General features: G+C 64.7%; 22 protein-coding genes. 10 read left to right on the forward strand and 12 right to left on the reverse strand.

The genetic code is table 11. From position 1 onward, the window contains the following. Together GL284_RS13105 and GL284_RS13110 are read right to left on the reverse strand one after the other, a co-directional pair. On the reverse strand, nt 1–154 hold a 154-nt coding region (locus GL284_RS13105; protein WP_155045088.1), incomplete at its 3' end, for an FAD-dependent oxidoreductase. A gap of 151 nt (nt 155–305) precedes the next feature. Further along, a complete protein-coding gene (locus tag GL284_RS13110) occupies nt 306–1,109 on the reverse strand; it encodes a response regulator (protein ID WP_155045089.1) in 804 nt (267 codons plus the stop codon). 92 nt (nt 1,110–1,201) lie between these two features. On the opposite strand from GL284_RS13110, the gene GL284_RS13115 reads away from it, so the two are divergent. From GL284_RS13115 to GL284_RS13125, 3 genes are read left to right on the forward strand one after another with little or no spacing between them, the layout of a single operon-like run. After that, a complete protein-coding gene (locus tag GL284_RS13115; protein ID WP_155045090.1) occupies nt 1,202–1,348 on the forward strand; it encodes a NepR family anti-sigma factor in 147 nt (48 codons plus the stop codon). Between the two features lie 5 nt (nt 1,349–1,353). Then, nucleotides 1,354–1,944, forward strand: coding sequence for an RNA polymerase sigma factor (locus tag GL284_RS13120; RefSeq protein ID WP_155045091.1), 591 nt, complete (start codon nt 1,354–1,356; stop codon nt 1,942–1,944). Between the two features lie 12 nt (nt 1,945–1,956). Continuing rightward, nucleotides 1,957–3,741 (forward strand): sensor histidine kinase, encoded by a 1,785-nt coding sequence (locus GL284_RS13125; protein WP_341870377.1) that lies wholly within the window; start codon nt 1,957–1,959, stop codon nt 3,739–3,741. A 17-nt stretch (nt 3,742–3,758) separates the two neighbouring features. Here the strand turns inward: GL284_RS13125 and GL284_RS13130 are convergent, their stop codons facing one another. The 7 genes from GL284_RS13130 to GL284_RS13160 all read right to left on the reverse strand — a co-directional run bounded on the left by GL284_RS13130 (nt 3,759) and on the right by GL284_RS13160 (nt 9,219). Beyond that, nucleotides 3,759–4,679 carry an MBL fold metallo-hydrolase gene (locus GL284_RS13130; protein WP_155045092.1) on the reverse strand — a complete coding sequence of 307 codons (921 nt, stop codon included), beginning with the start codon at nt 4,677–4,679 and terminating at the stop codon, nt 3,759–3,761. 73 nt (nt 4,680–4,752) lie between these two features. Continuing rightward, nucleotides 4,753–5,400 (reverse strand): RluA family pseudouridine synthase, encoded by a 648-nt coding sequence (locus tag GL284_RS13135; protein WP_155045093.1) that lies wholly within the window; start codon nt 5,398–5,400, stop codon nt 4,753–4,755. A 35-nt stretch (nt 5,401–5,435) separates the two neighbouring features. Continuing rightward, nucleotides 5,436–5,831, reverse strand: coding sequence for a GFA family protein (locus GL284_RS13140; RefSeq protein ID WP_155045094.1), 396 nt, complete (start codon nt 5,829–5,831; stop codon nt 5,436–5,438). After that, nucleotides 5,809–6,264, reverse strand: coding sequence for a GAF domain-containing protein (locus GL284_RS13145; RefSeq protein ID WP_230383075.1), 456 nt, complete (start codon nt 6,262–6,264; stop codon nt 5,809–5,811). Before GL284_RS13145 ends, GL284_RS13140 begins: the two co-directional genes overlap by 23 nt. An 80-nt stretch (nt 6,265–6,344) precedes the next feature. Next, on the reverse strand, nt 6,345–7,172 hold the full coding sequence (locus GL284_RS13150) for an NAD-dependent epimerase/dehydratase family protein (protein WP_155045096.1): 828 nt from the start codon (nt 7,170–7,172) through the stop codon (nt 6,345–6,347). After that, nucleotides 7,169–8,005, reverse strand: a complete 837-nt coding sequence (locus tag GL284_RS13155; protein WP_341870376.1) for a glycosyltransferase — start codon at nt 8,003–8,005, stop codon at nt 7,169–7,171. The genes GL284_RS13150 and GL284_RS13155 overlap by 4 nt, the downstream gene beginning before the upstream one ends. Then, nucleotides 8,002–9,219 (reverse strand): NAD-dependent epimerase/dehydratase family protein, encoded by a 1,218-nt coding sequence (locus GL284_RS13160; protein ID WP_155045098.1) that lies wholly within the window; start codon nt 9,217–9,219, stop codon nt 8,002–8,004. Before GL284_RS13160 ends, GL284_RS13155 begins: the two co-directional genes overlap by 4 nt. Before the next feature lie 149 nt (nt 9,220–9,368). On the opposite strand from GL284_RS13160, the gene GL284_RS13165 reads away from it, so the two are divergent. The 6 genes from GL284_RS13165 (at nt 9,369) to GL284_RS13190 (ending at nt 13,495) form a co-directional block, all read left to right on the forward strand. Next, nucleotides 9,369–9,815, forward strand: a complete 447-nt coding sequence (locus tag GL284_RS13165; protein ID WP_155045099.1) for an RrF2 family transcriptional regulator — start codon at nt 9,369–9,371, stop codon at nt 9,813–9,815. 140 nt (nt 9,816–9,955) lie between these two features. Beyond that, the gene (locus tag GL284_RS13170; RefSeq protein ID WP_155045100.1) at nt 9,956–10,807 is read left to right on the forward strand and encodes a shikimate dehydrogenase; all 852 of its coding nucleotides are present in this window, start codon (nt 9,956–9,958) and stop codon (nt 10,805–10,807) included. Then, the gene (gene coaE / locus GL284_RS13175; protein ID WP_155045101.1) at nt 10,804–11,400 is read left to right on the forward strand and encodes a dephospho-CoA kinase; all 597 of its coding nucleotides are present in this window, start codon (nt 10,804–10,806) and stop codon (nt 11,398–11,400) included. Before GL284_RS13170 ends, coaE begins: the two co-directional genes overlap by 4 nt. Next, nucleotides 11,393–12,109, forward strand: coding sequence for a DNA polymerase III subunit epsilon (gene dnaQ, locus GL284_RS13180; RefSeq protein ID WP_155045102.1), 717 nt, complete (start codon nt 11,393–11,395; stop codon nt 12,107–12,109). Before coaE ends, dnaQ begins: the two co-directional genes overlap by 8 nt. Nucleotides 12,110–12,210: 101 nt before the next feature. Further along, a complete protein-coding gene (locus GL284_RS13185; protein WP_230383070.1) occupies nt 12,211–13,059 on the forward strand; it encodes a YihY/virulence factor BrkB family protein in 849 nt (282 codons plus the stop codon). 79 nt (nt 13,060–13,138) lie between these two features. Beyond that, entirely contained in the window at nt 13,139–13,495 is a 357-nt protein-coding gene (locus tag GL284_RS13190; RefSeq protein ID WP_155045103.1) for a VOC family protein, read from the forward strand. A gap of 13 nt (nt 13,496–13,508) precedes the next feature. Here GL284_RS13190 and truB read toward each other — a convergent pair whose 3' ends face one another. Genes truB through rbfA form a run of 3 tightly spaced genes read right to left on the reverse strand, consistent with a single transcriptional unit; the run spans nt 13,509 to nt 15,589 of the window. Further along, nucleotides 13,509–14,417 carry a tRNA pseudouridine(55) synthase TruB gene (truB, locus tag GL284_RS13195; RefSeq protein WP_155045104.1) on the reverse strand — a complete coding sequence of 303 codons (909 nt, stop codon included), beginning with the start codon at nt 14,415–14,417 and terminating at the stop codon, nt 13,509–13,511. Between the two features lie 4 nt (nt 14,418–14,421). Further along, nucleotides 14,422–15,171, reverse strand: coding sequence for a phosphodiester glycosidase family protein (locus GL284_RS13200; RefSeq protein WP_155045105.1), 750 nt, complete (start codon nt 15,169–15,171; stop codon nt 14,422–14,424). After that, the gene (gene rbfA / locus GL284_RS13205; protein ID WP_155045106.1) at nt 15,161–15,589 is read right to left on the reverse strand and encodes a 30S ribosome-binding factor RbfA; all 429 of its coding nucleotides are present in this window, start codon (nt 15,587–15,589) and stop codon (nt 15,161–15,163) included. The genes GL284_RS13200 and rbfA overlap by 11 nt, the downstream gene beginning before the upstream one ends. Before the next feature lie 69 nt (nt 15,590–15,658). Between rbfA and dapB the strand changes: the two genes are divergently transcribed. Continuing rightward, nucleotides 15,659–16,465 carry a 4-hydroxy-tetrahydrodipicolinate reductase gene (dapB, locus tag GL284_RS13210; protein ID WP_155045107.1) on the forward strand — a complete coding sequence of 269 codons (807 nt, stop codon included), beginning with the start codon at nt 15,659–15,661 and terminating at the stop codon, nt 16,463–16,465. The last annotated feature ends 14 nt before the right edge of the window (nt 16,466–16,479 follow it).

Raw genomic sequence — 16,479 nt, forward strand, 5'->3', positions numbered from 1 at the left:
TGGTCGAGGCGCTGGAGGTCCCCTGCGCCAGATCGCCCTTCTCGGCCACGGTCACGGACAACCCCCGCCCCACCGCATCCCGCGCAATCCCGCAACCGTTGATCCCACCGCCAAGGATGAAGAGATCGCTGATCCGTTCATTTGCAGCCGCCATGATCCGCACCTTTCCGAGCATCCAGTATTTTCGCTAATGTTCGTTTATACGCAAAACGAATAGAAGTCTTGTGCGAAATCCTGATGACAGCCATGCGAAAAGGGCCGCCGGATCGCTCCGACGGCCCGTTTTATCCGACACGCGACGGCAGTTATGCCGCAGTCAGACCTTCGGTCGAGGCAAAGAACATCGCCTGACTGACGGCCGAGCGCACCTGTTCCTCGGAATAGGGCTTCGAGATCAGGAAGGCCGGTTCCGGCCGGTCGCCGGTCAGCAGACGTTCCGGGAAGGCGGTGATGAAGATCACGGGCACATCGGCCATGTCGGTCATCAATTCGTTCACCGCATCGATCCCGGACGAGCCGTCGGCCAGCTGGATATCGGCAAGGATCAGATCGGGGCGGCGGTCATGCGCCAGTTCCACGGCAGCCTTGTGGGTGCGGGCGATGCCGGTGACTTCGTGGCCCATCGATTGCACGATGCCCTTCAGGTCCATGGCGATGATCGTTTCATCCTCGATCACCATGACCTTGCCGGCCAGCGCCTGCGACATCTCGGCCAGCGCGATCTGGACCAGCTCCTCGGCCTCATCCTGATCGATCTGCATGATCTCGGCGATCTGGTCGTGGCGCAGTTCCTCGATGGTGCGCAGCAGCAGGGCTTCGCGCGAATTCGGGGTCAGGCTTTTCAGATGGGCCTGCGCGCGCGCTTCCTGCGTGCCCTGCCCGTCCTGCTCGACCGGCTGGCCCGAGCTTTGCCAGATGGCGTGGAAGGTGCGGAACAAGCCGATGCGGGTGTCGTCAGCCTGCACCAGACTGCGGTCGCTGAGGATCGCCTCCAGCGTTGCGGCTGCGTAATTGTCGCCTGCGGTTTGGCTGCCGGTCAGCGCACGGGCATAGCGGCGCAGAAAGGGCAGCTCCCGGCGAATGGATTGGGCCAGATCTGCTGCGGTCATCTTATCCTCAAAAATGCTTGTTCACGGGGAACTTGACTGGATAGGTAACTGTTAGGACGGGTGCGCACAAGAATTTCGGGAATAACTAAAAAATGAATACCAGACGCGAGGACCAGAAGCGGACAGCCATCGCGAGGCAAATCGACGAAAATCTGAAACGAGTCTACGAACAGGACACGACCGAGAAGATACCAGACAAGTTTCTGGAACTGCTCGATAAATTGCGCGAGCAGGAGTGATATTCATGACCAGGAACGTCAAACTGGCGACGAACGATTCGGCCCATGGCGACCCCCGGAATGAGCTTGTGGACCACCTGCCCGCGCTGCGCGCATTCGCGCTGTCGCTGACGCGGGAAAGTGCAGGCGCCGACGATCTGGTGCAGGACACCATCGTCAAGGCATGGACGCATATAGACAAATTCCAGCCCGGAACCAATCTGCGCGCATGGCTGTTCACGATTTTGCGCAACACATTCTATTCCGCACGCCGCAAGACCCGGCGCGAGGTCAGCGATACCGATGGCATTCATGCCGCAAGACAGGCCAGCCGTCCCGAACATGATGGCCGCCTTGCGCTGAACGACTTTCGCAACGCCTTCGAGAAGCTGCCCGATGAACAGCGCGAAGCACTGATCCTTGTCGGCGCGTCAGGCTTTTCCTATGAAGAAGCTGCCGAGATGACTCGCGTGGCCGTTGGCACCGTCAAGTCGCGGGCAAACCGGGGTCGGCGCAAGCTGGCCGAGTTGTTGCAGCTGGAAGATGGCGAAGAGCTTGAAATGACCGATCGTGCGACCCTTGCAGTCATGGCCCAGAACCACCCGGTGTCACGCTAGGTCGGCCGCCCCGTGCTGCGCCGCCTGCTTGACCGAGTGGATTTTACCAAGGGGCTGGGTTTCCGCCTTGGCGGGCTGTTGTCGCTTGCGATCCTGCCCATCGGGCTGATCTCGGTCATTCAGACGCTGCATCTGTCGCGGGAATACGAACGCTCATCGGAAATCGCGCTGCTGGGCCGCACCACGACCGCTGCCGCGGGCGAACGCGCCTTGCTGCAAAGCGCGCTTGGCACCGCAGATGCGCTGGGTCCGGCGATCCTTGAGACGATGAACCGGCCCGAGGCCTGTGCCGACATCATGCGCGGTTTCGTGCAGCGCACGGTGAATTTCGTCTATGCCGGTTTCACCGCTCTGGACGGCACCACGTTGTGTTCATCCTTGGCGGTGGGGCAGGACATGCGGCAGGATCCGGCATTCCAGCAGTTCATGGACAGCCCCGGCACGCTTGTCACCTCCAGCGCGGTGGGTGCTGCGGGCGGCGCGCAATCCATTGCCGTCATCCAGCCGCTGTATCGTGGCGCCGAGCTTCTGGGCTATATCTCGGTCGCCATGTCGGCGGACATGCTGCGCTCGACCCATGTGGCGGGGTTGGGGCAGGACAATACCCGCATCATCACCTTCAACAATCAGGGCCAGATCCTGTCGCTGGACCGCGACAGCGAAGGCATGGTCGAAGACCTGTTGCCGCGCGGAAAATCCCTGACCTCGCTGCTGTCGCGCAGCGAGACGACGTTTTCGGATTATGTGAATTCGGGCGAAAAGCGGGTGTTCAGCGTGGTGCCGGTCGTGCCGGGGCTGGTCTATGCGCTGGGGTCGTGGAACCGCTCGGAATCCGGGATCGCGGGGATCGACCTGACGCGGCGCACGGCGTTGCTTTTGCCATTGGTGCTGTGGGCGGTGTCGCTGGCCGTGGCCTATTTCGCCGTCTATCGCCTTGTCCTGCGCCATATCCGGGAATTGCGCGGCCAGATGCGTCGCTTTGCCATCGGCGACCGCACCGCACCGCCGCCGGTTCTGGCAGACGCCCCCGCCGAGATCGCGGATATGAGCCAGACCTTCCACAACATGGCCCGCATCCTGATCCGCGACGAAGAGGCGATGGAGGCCGCGGTCAACGAAAAGACCGTGCTGCTGAAAGAGGTTCACCACCGGGTCAAGAACAACCTGCAATTGATCGCCTCGATCATCAACATGCAGATCCGCATGATCGACCATGACGACGCGCGGCGCGTGTTGCGGTCGGTGCAGGACCGGGTGGCCTCGCTGGCGACGATCTATCGCAATCTGTATCAGGCCGAACATCTGGATTCGGTCGAAGCCGACCGGCTGATCAGCGACATCATCGCGCAAATGTCGAATGCATCGCTTGGGCCGGACATGGGCCTGCGGATCGAAACCCAGCTTGAGCCCCTGGTGCTGATGCCCGATCAGGCCGTGCCGCTGTCGCTGCTGGCCACCGAGGCATTCACCAATGCGCTGAAATATTCCGGGCGGCAGGCCGATGGCAGCCCGCCATGGGTGCGGGTGATCCTGCGCGCGGATGGCGACGATCATGCGGTGCTGGAAATCCAGAACTCGACCGGCGGGGCGACGGGGGCGGAAAGCACCGGCCTTGGCAGCCAGCTGATCGAGGCCTTCGCCATGCAGCTGGAAGGCGAAGCTGAAACAGAGCAGACCGATTGCCGCTTTATCCTGCGGCTGCGCTTTCAGGTCGATCCGCTGCTGAAACGCCCATGGGGCGTGTCGGCGGGCGAGGTGAACCTGACCTCGGCCGCCCGCCCCGGCTCGCGGCACTAAGGGCGGGCGGCGCGGGCTCAGGCGAACTGATAGGTCGCCGGGACGAAGCGGAAGGACGCCTCGCCATTCGGGGCGATGAAGCCAAGCGCCGGAAACGGCATGTGATAGCCGATGAAGGGGATCTTTTCTTCGGCCAGACGCGCCAGCACCTTCTGCCGGGTCGCCGCGCCTGCATCCTTGTCGATGTCAAAGCGCACATGCCATGCCGGGCGCTGCACCGAAAACACATAATGGTTGAAGCTGTCGCCGGTGATCAGCAGCCGCTGGCCGTCGCTTTCGACCAGATATGTCGTATGGCCGGGCGTATGGCCATGGGCAGCCTCGGCGGTGATGCCGGGAACGATCTCATCGCCATCGGCGATCTGGCGGGCATTGCCGATCAGCGGCGCGACATGGGTGGTATAGGCGTCATTGGCATTCGCCGCCCAATAGTCGTTTTCGGCCTTCGGCACGATCAGCTGGGCATTGGGAAAGCTGGGCGCGCCGCCCTGCGTCAGCCCGCTGACGTGATCGCCATGCATATGGGTCAGCACGACATGGGTGACATCTTCGGGCGCGATGCCCGCCAGCGCCATCGAGGCCGCGTTGTTTGCGGGAAACATGCCGGTGTCGAACAGCACCAGCGCGTCGGGCGTGCGCACCAGCGTCGGTGTGAACGACCCGCCGGTGCGGTCGGCGGGGATGAAATTCTCGGCGGCCAGCGCTTCAAACTGGGCGGGGTCTTCGCCAAGGGCAAAGGTCGCGATGGGGTTTTCGCTGACATTGGCGCCGCCAAGGATCGTGGTGATCTCGAAGGCGCCCAGCTTGATGGTATTGGCGCGTCCCATGGGTTTGTCCTGTTCCGGTGCGGATTGCGCGGCCACGGGCAGCGCCGTCAGGACCGGCAGGGCGGCCCCCATCAGCATGGCTGCGCGGCGGCTGAGGTCGAACTTGGTCATCGGGCATCCCTTTCCTTGTTTTTCCAAGCTTACGCAGGATCTGCGCGTCACGGGATGACAGGTTCGTGACGTGTCAGAACGGGATCGGCGCGGAATAGCTTTGCATGATCCCGGTTTCGGGGTGTTTGAAGCGCAGCGTCTCGGCATGCAGCATCAGGCGCGGGAAATCCGCAGCGGCCCCTTCGGCATAAAGCGGATCGCCCAGAATCGGATGGCCCAGCGACGCCATATGCACCCGCAACTGATGGCTGCGGCCCGTCACCGGCGACAGGCGCACGCGGGTTTCCACCGGGTCGCTGCGGATCACCCGCCAGTCGGTGCGGGCAGGTTTGCCGGTCTCGTGATCGACCTTCTGGCGCGGGCGGTTCGGCCAGTCGACGATCAGAGGCAGATCGACCGTGCCGGATTTCTGCGCCATCTGGCCCCAAAGCCGGGCGACATAGGTCTTTTTGGTGCGCCGTTCCTCGAACTGTTTGGACAGATGCCGCTGCGCATGGGGCGTCAGGCCAAAGACCATCACGCCCGAGGTATCCATATCCAGCCGATGCACCAGCAGAATGGTGGGAAACGCCCCGCGCAGCCGGTTGATCAGGCAATCGCTGCGGTCGTCGCCGCGCCCCGGCACCGACAGCAGCCCCGAGGGCTTGGCCACCACCAGCACCTCATGATCGGCATGGATGATCTGCGCCTGCTGGTCGGTGGGTTCATAGACAAAGCTCATGCCCCGCATATCGGGCGCGGGCGGCACGGCGTCAACTAGTCCTGCTGGTCCTGCGGCAGGCCATCGGCGATTTCATAGTAATCGCCCTTGTCGGCGACAAAGATATGGCCCTGCAAATGCAGCCCGGTCGGCGCATCGATCGCGCCCGCCGCCACGTCGATGATGTCCGAGCCATCCCTTTGCCAGAACAGCGAACTGCCGCAGGTCGCGCAGAACCCGCGCCGCGCGATGTCCGAGGCGCGATACCATTTCGGCTGGCCGGTGATATCCAGCGAGCGTGGCAGGATCGCCGCCCAGACATGGCCCGACCAGCGGCGGCACTGGCCGCAATGACAGGCCTTCAGCCCATTCTCGCCGTCATGGGTGCCACGAAAGCGGATCTCTCCGCACAGGCACTGGCCGGTGAATTCAGTCACGTCCGAATGTGTCATCCAGGATCCTTTGCAACTGGTCTGCATCGTCCTGTGTGAAAGCGTCGGGCTGGTTGCTGTCGATGTCAAGCACACCCAGAAGGCGGCCCGCGGGGCCAAAGACCGGGATCACCAGTTCCGACCGCGTGCTGCTGGCGCAGGCGATATGGCCGGGAAAGGCATCGACATCCGGGACAAGCTGGGTCTGGCCGGTGCGCGCCGCAGCGCCGCAGACGCCGCGCGCAAACGGGATGACCAGACAGCCATGCCCGCCCTGATAGGGGCCGATCTTCAGCACCTCGGGTTCGGTGACGCGGTAAAACCCGGTCCAGTCAAAGCGGTCGTCGGCATGGTGGATTTCGCAGGCCAGCGTGGCCATCAGCGCCACCTCGTCGGTTTCGCCATGGGTCAGGCTGCGGATGGCGCTGGCCAGCGCCGGATAATCCACATGCAGCGTGGCAGGCGCGATGACCAGTTCGGTCAGCTCTTCGGCACCCCAAAGCGATTTGCGGGACAGGTCTTCCAGCTTCTGATTCATGCGGCGTCCTTGGCATCCTGAATGATGGCGGGCAGGTCGGCGTGCAGGCGGGACAGCCCGTCCGGGCTCCAGCCAAGCGCCTCCAGCCTTGCACACAGCGCCACCCGCAGCAATCCGGCATCCGAGCGCATCGGCGGCTGCGCGGGGCTGCCCGTCAGCGCCGCCACGCCCGACAGCAGGTCGTGATTGTCCAGAACAAGGTCGCTGACATTATAGCTGCCCTGCATGTCGGGATCCATCAGCACCAGCATGGCGGCCCGGCCCAGATCGGCGCCGTGAACCTCGGTCGCGACGCGGGGCGGAACCGGGCGGCCAGCCAGAAAATCGCGGATCAGCCCGGCCCATTTCTGCGGTTGTCCGGGGCCGAAAACCCCGGTGGGGCGCAGGCTGGCGGTGCGGAAGCCGGGGCCGGCCATGCCGTGCAGCGCGGCCTCGGCATCCGCCTTGACCTTACCGTAAAGGCTGGTGGGCGCGGGTGGCAGATCGTCCGTCAGATCGGTCCCCGGCGCATGCCCGTCATGGACCGCGCGCGAGGACAGAAAGATCACCCGCCCGACGCCCTGCGCCTTGGCCGCGTCAAACAACGCCAGCGAGCCGGTCAGATTGGCGCGGGTGAACGCCGTGGGATCGTCGCCCTCGCCGCCGCGATATTTGCCGGGGATGTGCTGAAAGGCGCAGTGAATCAGCGCGTCGCAACCCGCCAGTTCCGGCAGATCGCCCAAGCGCCAGCCGGGCAGAGGGTCGATGTCATGGCCCGCCTCGACCGCCGCGCGGGCGATCCAGCGCCCGACAAGGCCCGAGGCTCCGGTCAGGGCGATCTTCATGCGGTCTCCGGGTTTTTCAGGTCGCGCAGGTCGGGCACGGGGCCGTCGCTGGCATGGGCTTTCCACAGCTCGATCAGCGGGCGAAGCTGGTCGGCCTTGGCGTGGTCCTGCCACGGCTTTTCATATTGGAAATGCAGGATGCGGATATCGGTCCAGCGCCACATCTGCGGCATGTTCAGCCAGACATATTGCAGCATGTTGTCGAACACCGGCAGCCCGTGCCAGTTCGGGAAATAGGTCTCAAGGAAGGTCTGGTCGGTGCGCCGCCAGAACGCCTCGGGCTGATCAAGACGGGCCAGCATCGCATCGAAGGTCGCCTGCGACGGGCGGGCGGTAAAGACGCCGGAATTCAGCCGGTGAAAATCGGCCAGCGATTCATAGACATTCGGCGCGGCCGAAAATTCCGGGTAATCGAACAGCCGGTCGACGTTTTGCAGCACGATGGCATCGGCGTCGATAAACACCACGCGGTCATAGTCCAGCTGCCACAGCCGCAGCTTGGCGAAATTGTCCAGAGGCGTGTGGAAGGGCGGCTTTTCGCCCTTGGTAAAGGGCGCCGCTCCGTGCAGGCGGTCGCGCGCGTGCAGGGCGTTGAACCCGGCCGAGGTCGGCAGCAGATCGACCTGCACCGCCCGCACGCCCAGATCGGACAGCATCTGCACCAGATCCGGCGGCAGATCGGTGTAAAGCGCCACCAGATCGGCGGTGGTGCCGGTGCGTTTCAGCGACCGAAACAGCGCCGCAGCCCCCATCGCGTAATCGGGGTTGGTCGCCAATGTGACGAAGGCGCGGTCCGACCGCGCCTTGCCTTCAGGATGGATGCCAGATGTCACGAGACCGAACGCAGCCTTTTGCCTTCGGGATCGTGTTCGACACGCTGGGCGATGTCCTTGGTCCATGCCGAAACGGCCGGAACGCGCGAGCGGTCGATGCGGTGGGCGTATTTCTTGGCCACATCCACCACCTCGGACAGCAGGCCCTCGGCCAGCGTGATCGGTTGCAGACCCAGCGCGATGAACTGGTCGTTGTTCACGATCAGGTCGTTTTCCGCCGCCTCTTTGCGCGGGTTGGGCAGGTTGGCGATGTCCGAGCCGGTCAGTTTGGCGATCATCTCGGCCAGATCGCGGACGCGGTGGGTTTCGGTCATCTGGTTGAAGATGCGCACCCGCTCGCCCGCTTGCGGCGCGTCTTTCAGCGCCAGCTCGATGCAGCGGACCGAGTCCTGAATGTGGATGAACGCCCGCGTCTGGCCGCCGGTGCCATGCACGGTCAGCGGATAACCGATGGCGGCCTGGATCAGGAAGCGGTTCAGCACCGTGCCATAATCGCCGTCATAATCGAAGCGGTTGATCAGCTGTTCATGGCGGCGGGTCTGGTCGGTATGCGTGCCCCAGACGATGCCCTGATGCAGATCGGTGATGCGCAGCCCGTCATTCTGGGCATAGAACTGGAACAGGATCTGATCCAGCGATTTGGTCATGTGATAGACCGAGCCGGGGCGCGTCGGATACAGGATCTGCTGGGATTTCTTGCCGGTGGGCGTGTCGATATCCACGTCCAGATAGCCCTCCGGGATCGGCGCGCCGACGCTGGAATAGCCATAGACCCCCATCGTGCCCAGATGGACCAGATGCGCGTCGATTCCAGTTTCCACCAGTGCGGCCAGCAGGTTATGCGTCGCATTGGTGTTGTTGTTGACGGTATAGACCTTGTGGCGGTCGGTTTTCATCGAATAGGGCGCGGCGCGCTGTTCGGCGAAATGGATCACCGCATCGGGGCGCTCTTCGGCCAGCCAGACCTTCAGCCGTTCGTATTCGGTGGCAAGGTTCAGCAGGTGGAAATGGATCCTGCGCCCGGTTTCCTGATGCCAGATGCGGCAACGCTCCTGGATCGAATCCATCGGCGTCAGGGATTGCACCCCCAGTTCCGTGTCGATCCACCGGCGCGACAGGTTGTCCACGATGTGAACATCATGCCCAAGGTTCGACAGGTGCAGGGCGGTGGGCCAGCCGACGAAACCGTCACCACCAAGAACTGCAATACGCATCTTCATCTCCTTTTGCTGGGTCGCAGCAATGCGCCGACAATGTGTCAGAAAGATAACGCTTTGACGATAGTCCTATGTTCCATGACACAGCCGCCCTTTATTTGCCGGACATGATTGCAAGAGCCGGTTGTCGAGATTATTGATTTTCCATGATCTCGCAGAAAACCAAATATGCCATCAAGGCGCTGATGGCGCTGGCCGATGAAGTCGCCGCAGGCGGAAATGCGCTGACGATCGAAGAGATCGCGACGCGGTCCGGCGCGCCGAAGCGTTTTCTGGAACATATCATGCTGGAATTGCGCAATGTGGGCTATGTCGGCTCGCGGCGCGGACGGGCTGGCGGCTATGTCCTGATCAAGATGCCGAAAGAGATCTCGATCTCGGAGCTGCTGCGGCAGGTGGACGGGCCGATTGCGCCGCTGCCCTGCCTGTCGCGCCGGTCCTATCAGCGCTGCGAGGATTGCACGGACGAAGCCTCGTGCCGCCTGCGCAAGATGTTCGGGCAGGTGTTCTGGTCCTATCTGCTGCTGATCGAAAGCCTGACCCTTGCCGATCTGGTCGAAGAGGGCGGTCTGCCCGAAATGGGCGCCGCATAAGGGTGGCCTTTCTGCCAGCCTGCGCCCATGGCGGCGCGCGCGCGACTTGACCCGGCCCGCCACGATCTGCACTGCTGCGTGAAATGTCAGTTTTCCGGTGCGCGTCCTTTGCGTTCCGGCCCTAGAGCGTCAGACCGATCATGCAGGACAGCCAGCCCCCAAGCCCCCGCCACGTTCCGATTGCCGGTGTCCTTGGCTGGCCGATCGCGCATTCGCGCTCGCCCATGCTGCATGGCCACTGGCTGAAGCGTTACGGCATCGCCGGGCATTACATCCCCGTGGCCGTCGCCCCCGAAGATCTGGCCGAGGTGCTGCGCGCCATGCCGCGCATGGGCTTTGTCGGTGCGAATGTCACCATCCCGCACAAGGAAAGCGTGCTGGCTTTGGCCGATGTCGTCACCGACCGCGCGGCGCTGATCGGGGCGGCGAATACGCTGATCTTTCGCCCCGATGGCAAGATCCATGCCGACAACACCGATGGCTATGGCTTCATCGCCAATCTGCGCCAGCACGCGCCGGACTGGGTGCCCGACCGCGGCCCGGCTGCGGTGATCGGCGCGGGCGGCGCGGCGCGGGCCGTCGTCGCCTCGCTGCTGGAATCCGGCGTGACCGAGCTGCGCATCGCCAACCGCACCCGCATCCGCGCCGAACAGATCCGCAGCGAATTCGGCGCCAAGGTCGTGGTCTATGACTGGGCCGAGGCGGGCAATATGCTGGACGGGGCGCTGACCGTGGTGAACGCGACCTCGATGGGGATGGATGGCAAGCCCGCGCTGCGCGTGCCGCTGGACGCGCTGGCTTCGGGGGCTTTGGCCACCGATCTGGTCTATACGCCGCTGATGACGCCCTTCCTTGAAGAAGCGCAGGCGCGCGGCTGCCAGATCGTCGATGGTCTGGGCATGTTGCTGCATCAGGGCGCGCCGGGCTTCGAGCGCTGGTTCGGCCAGCGCCCCGAGGTGGACGACGCCCTGCGCCGGGCCGTTCTGGCATGAGCTTTCGTCTGGGATTGACCGGCGGCATCGGCATGGGAAAATCCACCGCAGCCGGGATATTCCGCGAATTGGGCCATCCGGTCTGGGATGCCGACGCCGCCGTGCATCGGCTGTATGCGGCGGGCGGGGCTGCGGTGCAGCCGGTGGGCGCGGCCTTTCCCGGCACGGTCAAGGGTCATGCCGTGGACCGGGCCGCGCTGAAGGTGGCGCTGGCCAGCGATCCCAACGGCTTTGCCCGGCTCGAGGCGATCGTGCATCCGCTGGTCGCGCGTGACCGCGCCGATTTCATCGCGACGCACCCGCTTGCGCCCATCGTGGTGCTGGATATCCCCCTGCTGTTCGAGGGCGGCCTGCAGGCGCAGCTGGACGGCGTGGCCGTGGTGTCCGTGCCGCCCGATGTGCAGCGCCAGCGCGTCATGGCGCGGCCCGGCATGACCGAGCAGACCTTCCAGATGATCCTGTCGCGCCAGATGCCCGATGCGCAGAAACGCGCGCTGGCCGATTGGGTGATCCCGTCCTTGACGTTGCAGGACGCGCGCGCCGCCATCGTGGACATTTGCGATCAGCTCATGCGACAAGCCCCCCATGCGTGAGCTTGTCCTTGATACCGAAACCACGGGCTTCGACCCCGATACCGGCGACCGCATCGTCGAAATCGGCGCGGTCGAGCTGATGAACCACCTGCCCACGGGGAGGACCTTCCACGTCTATATCAATCCCGAACGCGCCATGCCCCAAGAGGCGTTCGAGGTGCACGGGCTGGGCGACGACTTTCTGCGCGACAAACCGAAATTCGCCGAGGTCGCCGCCGATTTCGTGGCCTTCGCCGGCGAGGACGCCAAGCTGGTGATCCACAATGCCGCCTTTGACATGAAATTCCTGAACTGGGAACTGAAACGCGCGGGCTATCCGGTGATGCCGTGGTCGCGCGCCATCGACACGCTGGAACTGGCGCGGTCGCGCTTTCCCGGTGCGCAGAATTCGCTGGATGCGCTGTGTCGCAGGTTCCGCATCGACAACTCGAACCGGACGCTGCACGGCGCGCTTCTGGACAGCGAATTGCTTGCCGAGGTCTATCTGGCGCTGCGCGGCGGCAGGCAGCCGGGGCTGGTGCTTGAGGCCGCGGGCGGACCCGGCGACGGCACGGGGGACGGGCCCAGCGGCGCCGCGCCGCGCGGGCCAAGGCCGCGCCCGCTTGCGCCCCGCATCTCCGAGGCCGAGGCCGAGGCTCATGCCGCTTTTGTCGCGAAACTGGGCGAACATGCGGTGTGGCTTCGCTACACGTCGCGGCAAAACCATTAGGCGGTTGCGGAACCTTTCTGGCCTGCGGGACAGTTTGACTGCAATCTGACAACAGCGAAACGGGGGCAGACAGCGTGATCAGGGATATGTGGCAGTTCCTCATGGCTCTGTTCGAGCGGATGGACAAGATCCACATGAGCCTGATTGCCGCAGGCGTGTCCTTCTATGCGATGTTCGCGACCTTTCCCGGACTGGCGGCGCTGTTTGCGCTGTGGGGCCTGTGGTATGACCCGCATCTGATCGAGCAATACATCCACACGACCGATGAATTCATCCCTTCGGGTGCGGCAGACATCATCTATGGGCAGGTTAATTCGCTGATCGCGGCGGGGCGCACGCAACTGGGCTGGACCACGGCGATTTCCTTTCTGATCGCCACGATTTCGGCCCGCGCGGGTGTGGATGCGCTGATCCGCGGGCTGAACGCGGCCTATGGGGTGCGGTCGCATTCGACGGTGATGGGGTTCCTGCTGGCCTATGCGCTGACGCTGGTCATCGTGGGCGTGGTCATTCTGGGGCTGGCGGTCATCATCGTCGTGCCCATCGCCTTCAACTTCCTGCCCGATGTGCCGCTGCGCAACTGGCTGCTGAGTTCGGTGCCGTGGCTTGCGATCTTTCTGATCGTGATGATCGTCATCGGCATTCTGTACAAATACGGCCCGAATGTGAAAACGCCCCGCACCTCGGTCTTTACCTGGGGCGCGCTGTTTGCGGCGCTGGCCTGGGCGGGGGCGTCCTATGGCTTTTCGGTCTATCTGAACAATTTCAACAGCTATAACCGGATCTATGGCTCTATCGGCGCGGTGATCGCGCTGTTGATGTGGTTCTACCTGGGCGGGTTTTCCGTCATGCTGGGCGCGCTGATCAACCTTGAGATGTCGCGCCGCCGCCGCGTCCTTGCCGCCCGCAAGCTGCGTCTGGCCGCCAAGGAAAGCGCGCCGAAAAGCTGATCGGCGCCGGGCGGTCCGCGCATTGCGAAACCTGCGGCCCGCCAGATCGTTTCCCCCGGCAACAGTCCGGAGAATTTCGATGAGACTGCAAAAGCTTTATACCGCTCTGTCGGTCGGCGATCTTGCCCGCGCGCAGGACTGGTACACCCGATTGCTGGGCCGCGGCCCCGTCCGCCCCATGCCCAGCCTGATCCAGTGGGAAACCAGCCCCGGAGGCGGTTTGCAACTGACCAGCGACGGATCGCCTGTCGGGCAAGGCGGCATGTCGCTGGTCGTCGATGATGTCAAGGCCGAGCGCGCGCGCCTTGCGGCTGTGGGCATCGCGCTGGGCGACAGCTTTCAGGGCAGCTATTCGACCTTGGCGCAGGTCAGGGATCCCGATGGCAACCTGATCGTGCTGGCGACGCCGCCGGACCCGGCCTATCCGAAGGCCTGACCGGCATCGGCGGTCAGCCTGTGGCCTGCCCCAGATTGAAGACGCGGCTGGGCTGCACCTCGGCCCCCATATAGCGGCCGATGCACAGCGGCTGGCCATTGCGGCTGACCCAGACCTCGGCGCCGAATTCGGCATGGCCCAGCACCTGACCGGGATTGCCGTTCAGGATGCGCACCGCGCCCATCTCGGTCGCCTGCATCTGCGGCAGATCGGCCAGCGCCGATTGCAGCGGCAGCAGCGCGGCCTCGATCTCGGCCTGATTGGCGCGGTCGATGCGGTCGAAGGCGATGCCGTCCGCGGCCTCGTACGGGCCGGACCAGATGCGGCGCAGATGGTCGACATGGCCAAGACAGCCAAGCGCGCGCCCCAGATCGCGGGCGATGGCGCGGACATAGCCGCCCTTGCCGCAGACCATGCGCAGATCGGCACTGTCGCGGCCCGCCGTCAACAACTCCAGCGATTCCACCCAAAGCGGGCGCGCGGCCAGTTCCAGCACCTCGCCGTCGCGGGCAAGGTCATAGGCGCGTTCGCCATCGACCTTCACCGCCGAGACATTCGGCGGAACCTGCATGATGTCGCCCACGAACGCCCCCAGCGCGGCGCGGATCTGATCCGCATCGGGGCGGCTGTCTGCGGTGTCGATCACCTGCCCCGACGCATCGTCGGTCGAGGTCTGCGCCCCCCAGTTCACCCGGAAATCATAGGCTTTCAGCGCATCCGTCAGGATCGGCACGGTCTTTGTGGCTTCGCCCAAGGCAATCGCCAAGACGCCCGTGGCGTCGGGGTCCAGCGTGCCCGCATGTCCGGCCTTTTTCGCGTCCAGCGCCCAGCGGACGCGCCCGACCACATCGGTCGAGCCCACGCCTGCGGGTTTGTCCACGATCAGCCAACCGTGGATCTCGCGCCCTTTTTTCCGTCCCATGGTGTTATTCCGTATATCCGATGATCGGCCCAAGCCGCCGACCGAAATCGGCGCGGTTCAGCGCGGGCGCATAAAGCCTGCTGATCGAGCCGTCAAAATAAAGCGCATCCCGCGCACCCAGCCCGTCGCGGAACAGGCGTCCGAATTCGTGAAACGTCACCGCGCGGTCGCTGATCGCGAACCACGCCGTCTGGCCGTCCGGCGACACGCCGACGCCGTTCCTGACATAGCGGCTGTCGCTGTCTTCCAGAAAACGCGGATGCAGCGCGCCGTCGATGACCAGCATCGGCCCCGATTGCGTGGCGATGCGGCATTGCGGATCGGCGGCCTTGAAGGCGCGGCTTTCGATCACCTGATAGGGGCGCGCGCCCCCGGCGCAGAACACGCCGTTCGGCAGCATCCCGAAATTGCCGCCGCCGCCCGCCGTCACCAGATCATGCGCCTTTTCGCCATCGCTGACATAAAGCCCCACGGGGCTGTAATCGGCGTGATACATGCCCGCATTCATCGCGAAGGCCAGCGTCTGATCGGGCCCAAGCTGGCGCCGCACGCTGGTGAAATCGCCCAGCACGCGCCCGTCCGGGCCGTTCAGCCACAGCTTCAGCCCCGGCTCTTGCTGGGCCGCAAGCGTGCAGACAACATAGCCCTGCCCGTCGAAATCGCGCTTTTCGCAGATCCCGGCCACGGCGGGCAGGGTCATTGCGATCAGCGCGCCCACGGCCAGACCCAGCTTGCGCTTCAGATCAATCCTCATCGTCTTGACCGTCGCTGTCCGGGTCGCCCTCCACATCGCGACGCACGCGTGCGTCGCCCAGCATCCGGCGGGTGTCGTCCATGCGGTCAAAGGTCTCGTCCAGCACGAAGCGCAATTGCGGCGCGTATTTCAGCGTCATGGCCTTGGCGACCAGATGGCGCAGCTCGGCCTGATTGCGGCGCAGGGCGGCCAGCGCCTCATCGGCGCCGTGCCCGCCCAGGGGCAGCACATAGGCCGTCGCGACCTTCAGGTCGGGGGATGTGCGCACCTCGCCCACCGTGATCGAGTGGCGGTTCAGGTCGGGGTCGTGAACGTCGCCGCGCAGCAGGACGTCGGACAAGGTGCGGCGGATCAGTTCCCCCACGCGAAGCTGACGCTGCGAGGGGCCGGTGCCGGAATGAAAGCGGTTCTGTGCCATGGCCGCAGATGTAGGGGGTCGCGGCGCGGGCCGCAACGGTTTAGAACGACCGCAAACGGGGGTTTGAGCATGGAATTACCGGGTATCGTCGTCACGGGTGTGTCGGGACGCATGGGGCAGATGCTGGCGCGGGTCGTCTTGTCCTCGGACAAGGTGCGGCTGGTGGGGGGGACGGTGCGTCCGGGCAACCCATGGGCAGGCCGCGATCTGGGCGAGGCGATGGGCGGTCCGGCCATCGGTCTGGCCGTGTCCGATGACCCGGTGCAGACCATCGCCCGGGCGCAGGCGGTGATCGACTTCACCACGCCCGAAACCAGCGTCGCCATGGCCGAACTGACGGCGCAGGCGCGTGCGGTGCATGTCATCGGCACCACCGGCTTTGCCCCTGCCGATCTGGCCAGGCTGACCGCCGCCGCCCGCCATGCCCCGATCATCCGCGCCGGCAACATGAGCCTTGGGGTCAACCTGCTGATGGGCCTGACCCGCAAGGTCGCCGCCGCGCTGGGGGAGGATTGGGACATCGAGGTGGTCGAGGCGCATCACAACCGCAAGGTCGACGCGCCCTCGGGCACCGCGCTGATGCTGGGACAGGCCGCCGCCGAAGGCCGGGGCCATCCGCTGGAGGATCTGCGCACCCCCGCCCGCGAAGGCATCACCGGCGCGCGCGAACGCGGCACCATCGGCTTTTCGGCCATCCGCGGCGGCGATGTCGTGGGGGAACATGACGTGATCTTTGCCGGGGCGGGTGAACGCGTGGTGCTGCGGCATCTGGCGACCGACCGGGCGATCTTTGCGCGCGGCGCGCTGCAGGCCGCGATCTGGGGGCAGGACAAGGGGCCGGGCGAATACGATATGGCCGATGTGCTTGGCCTTTAGTCTCCGCACCCCTA

The organism is Paracoccus shanxieyensis, from assembly GCF_009711265.1.
In the GTDB taxonomy this organism is placed as follows: domain Bacteria; phylum Pseudomonadota; class Alphaproteobacteria; order Rhodobacterales; family Rhodobacteraceae; genus Paracoccus; species Paracoccus shanxieyensis.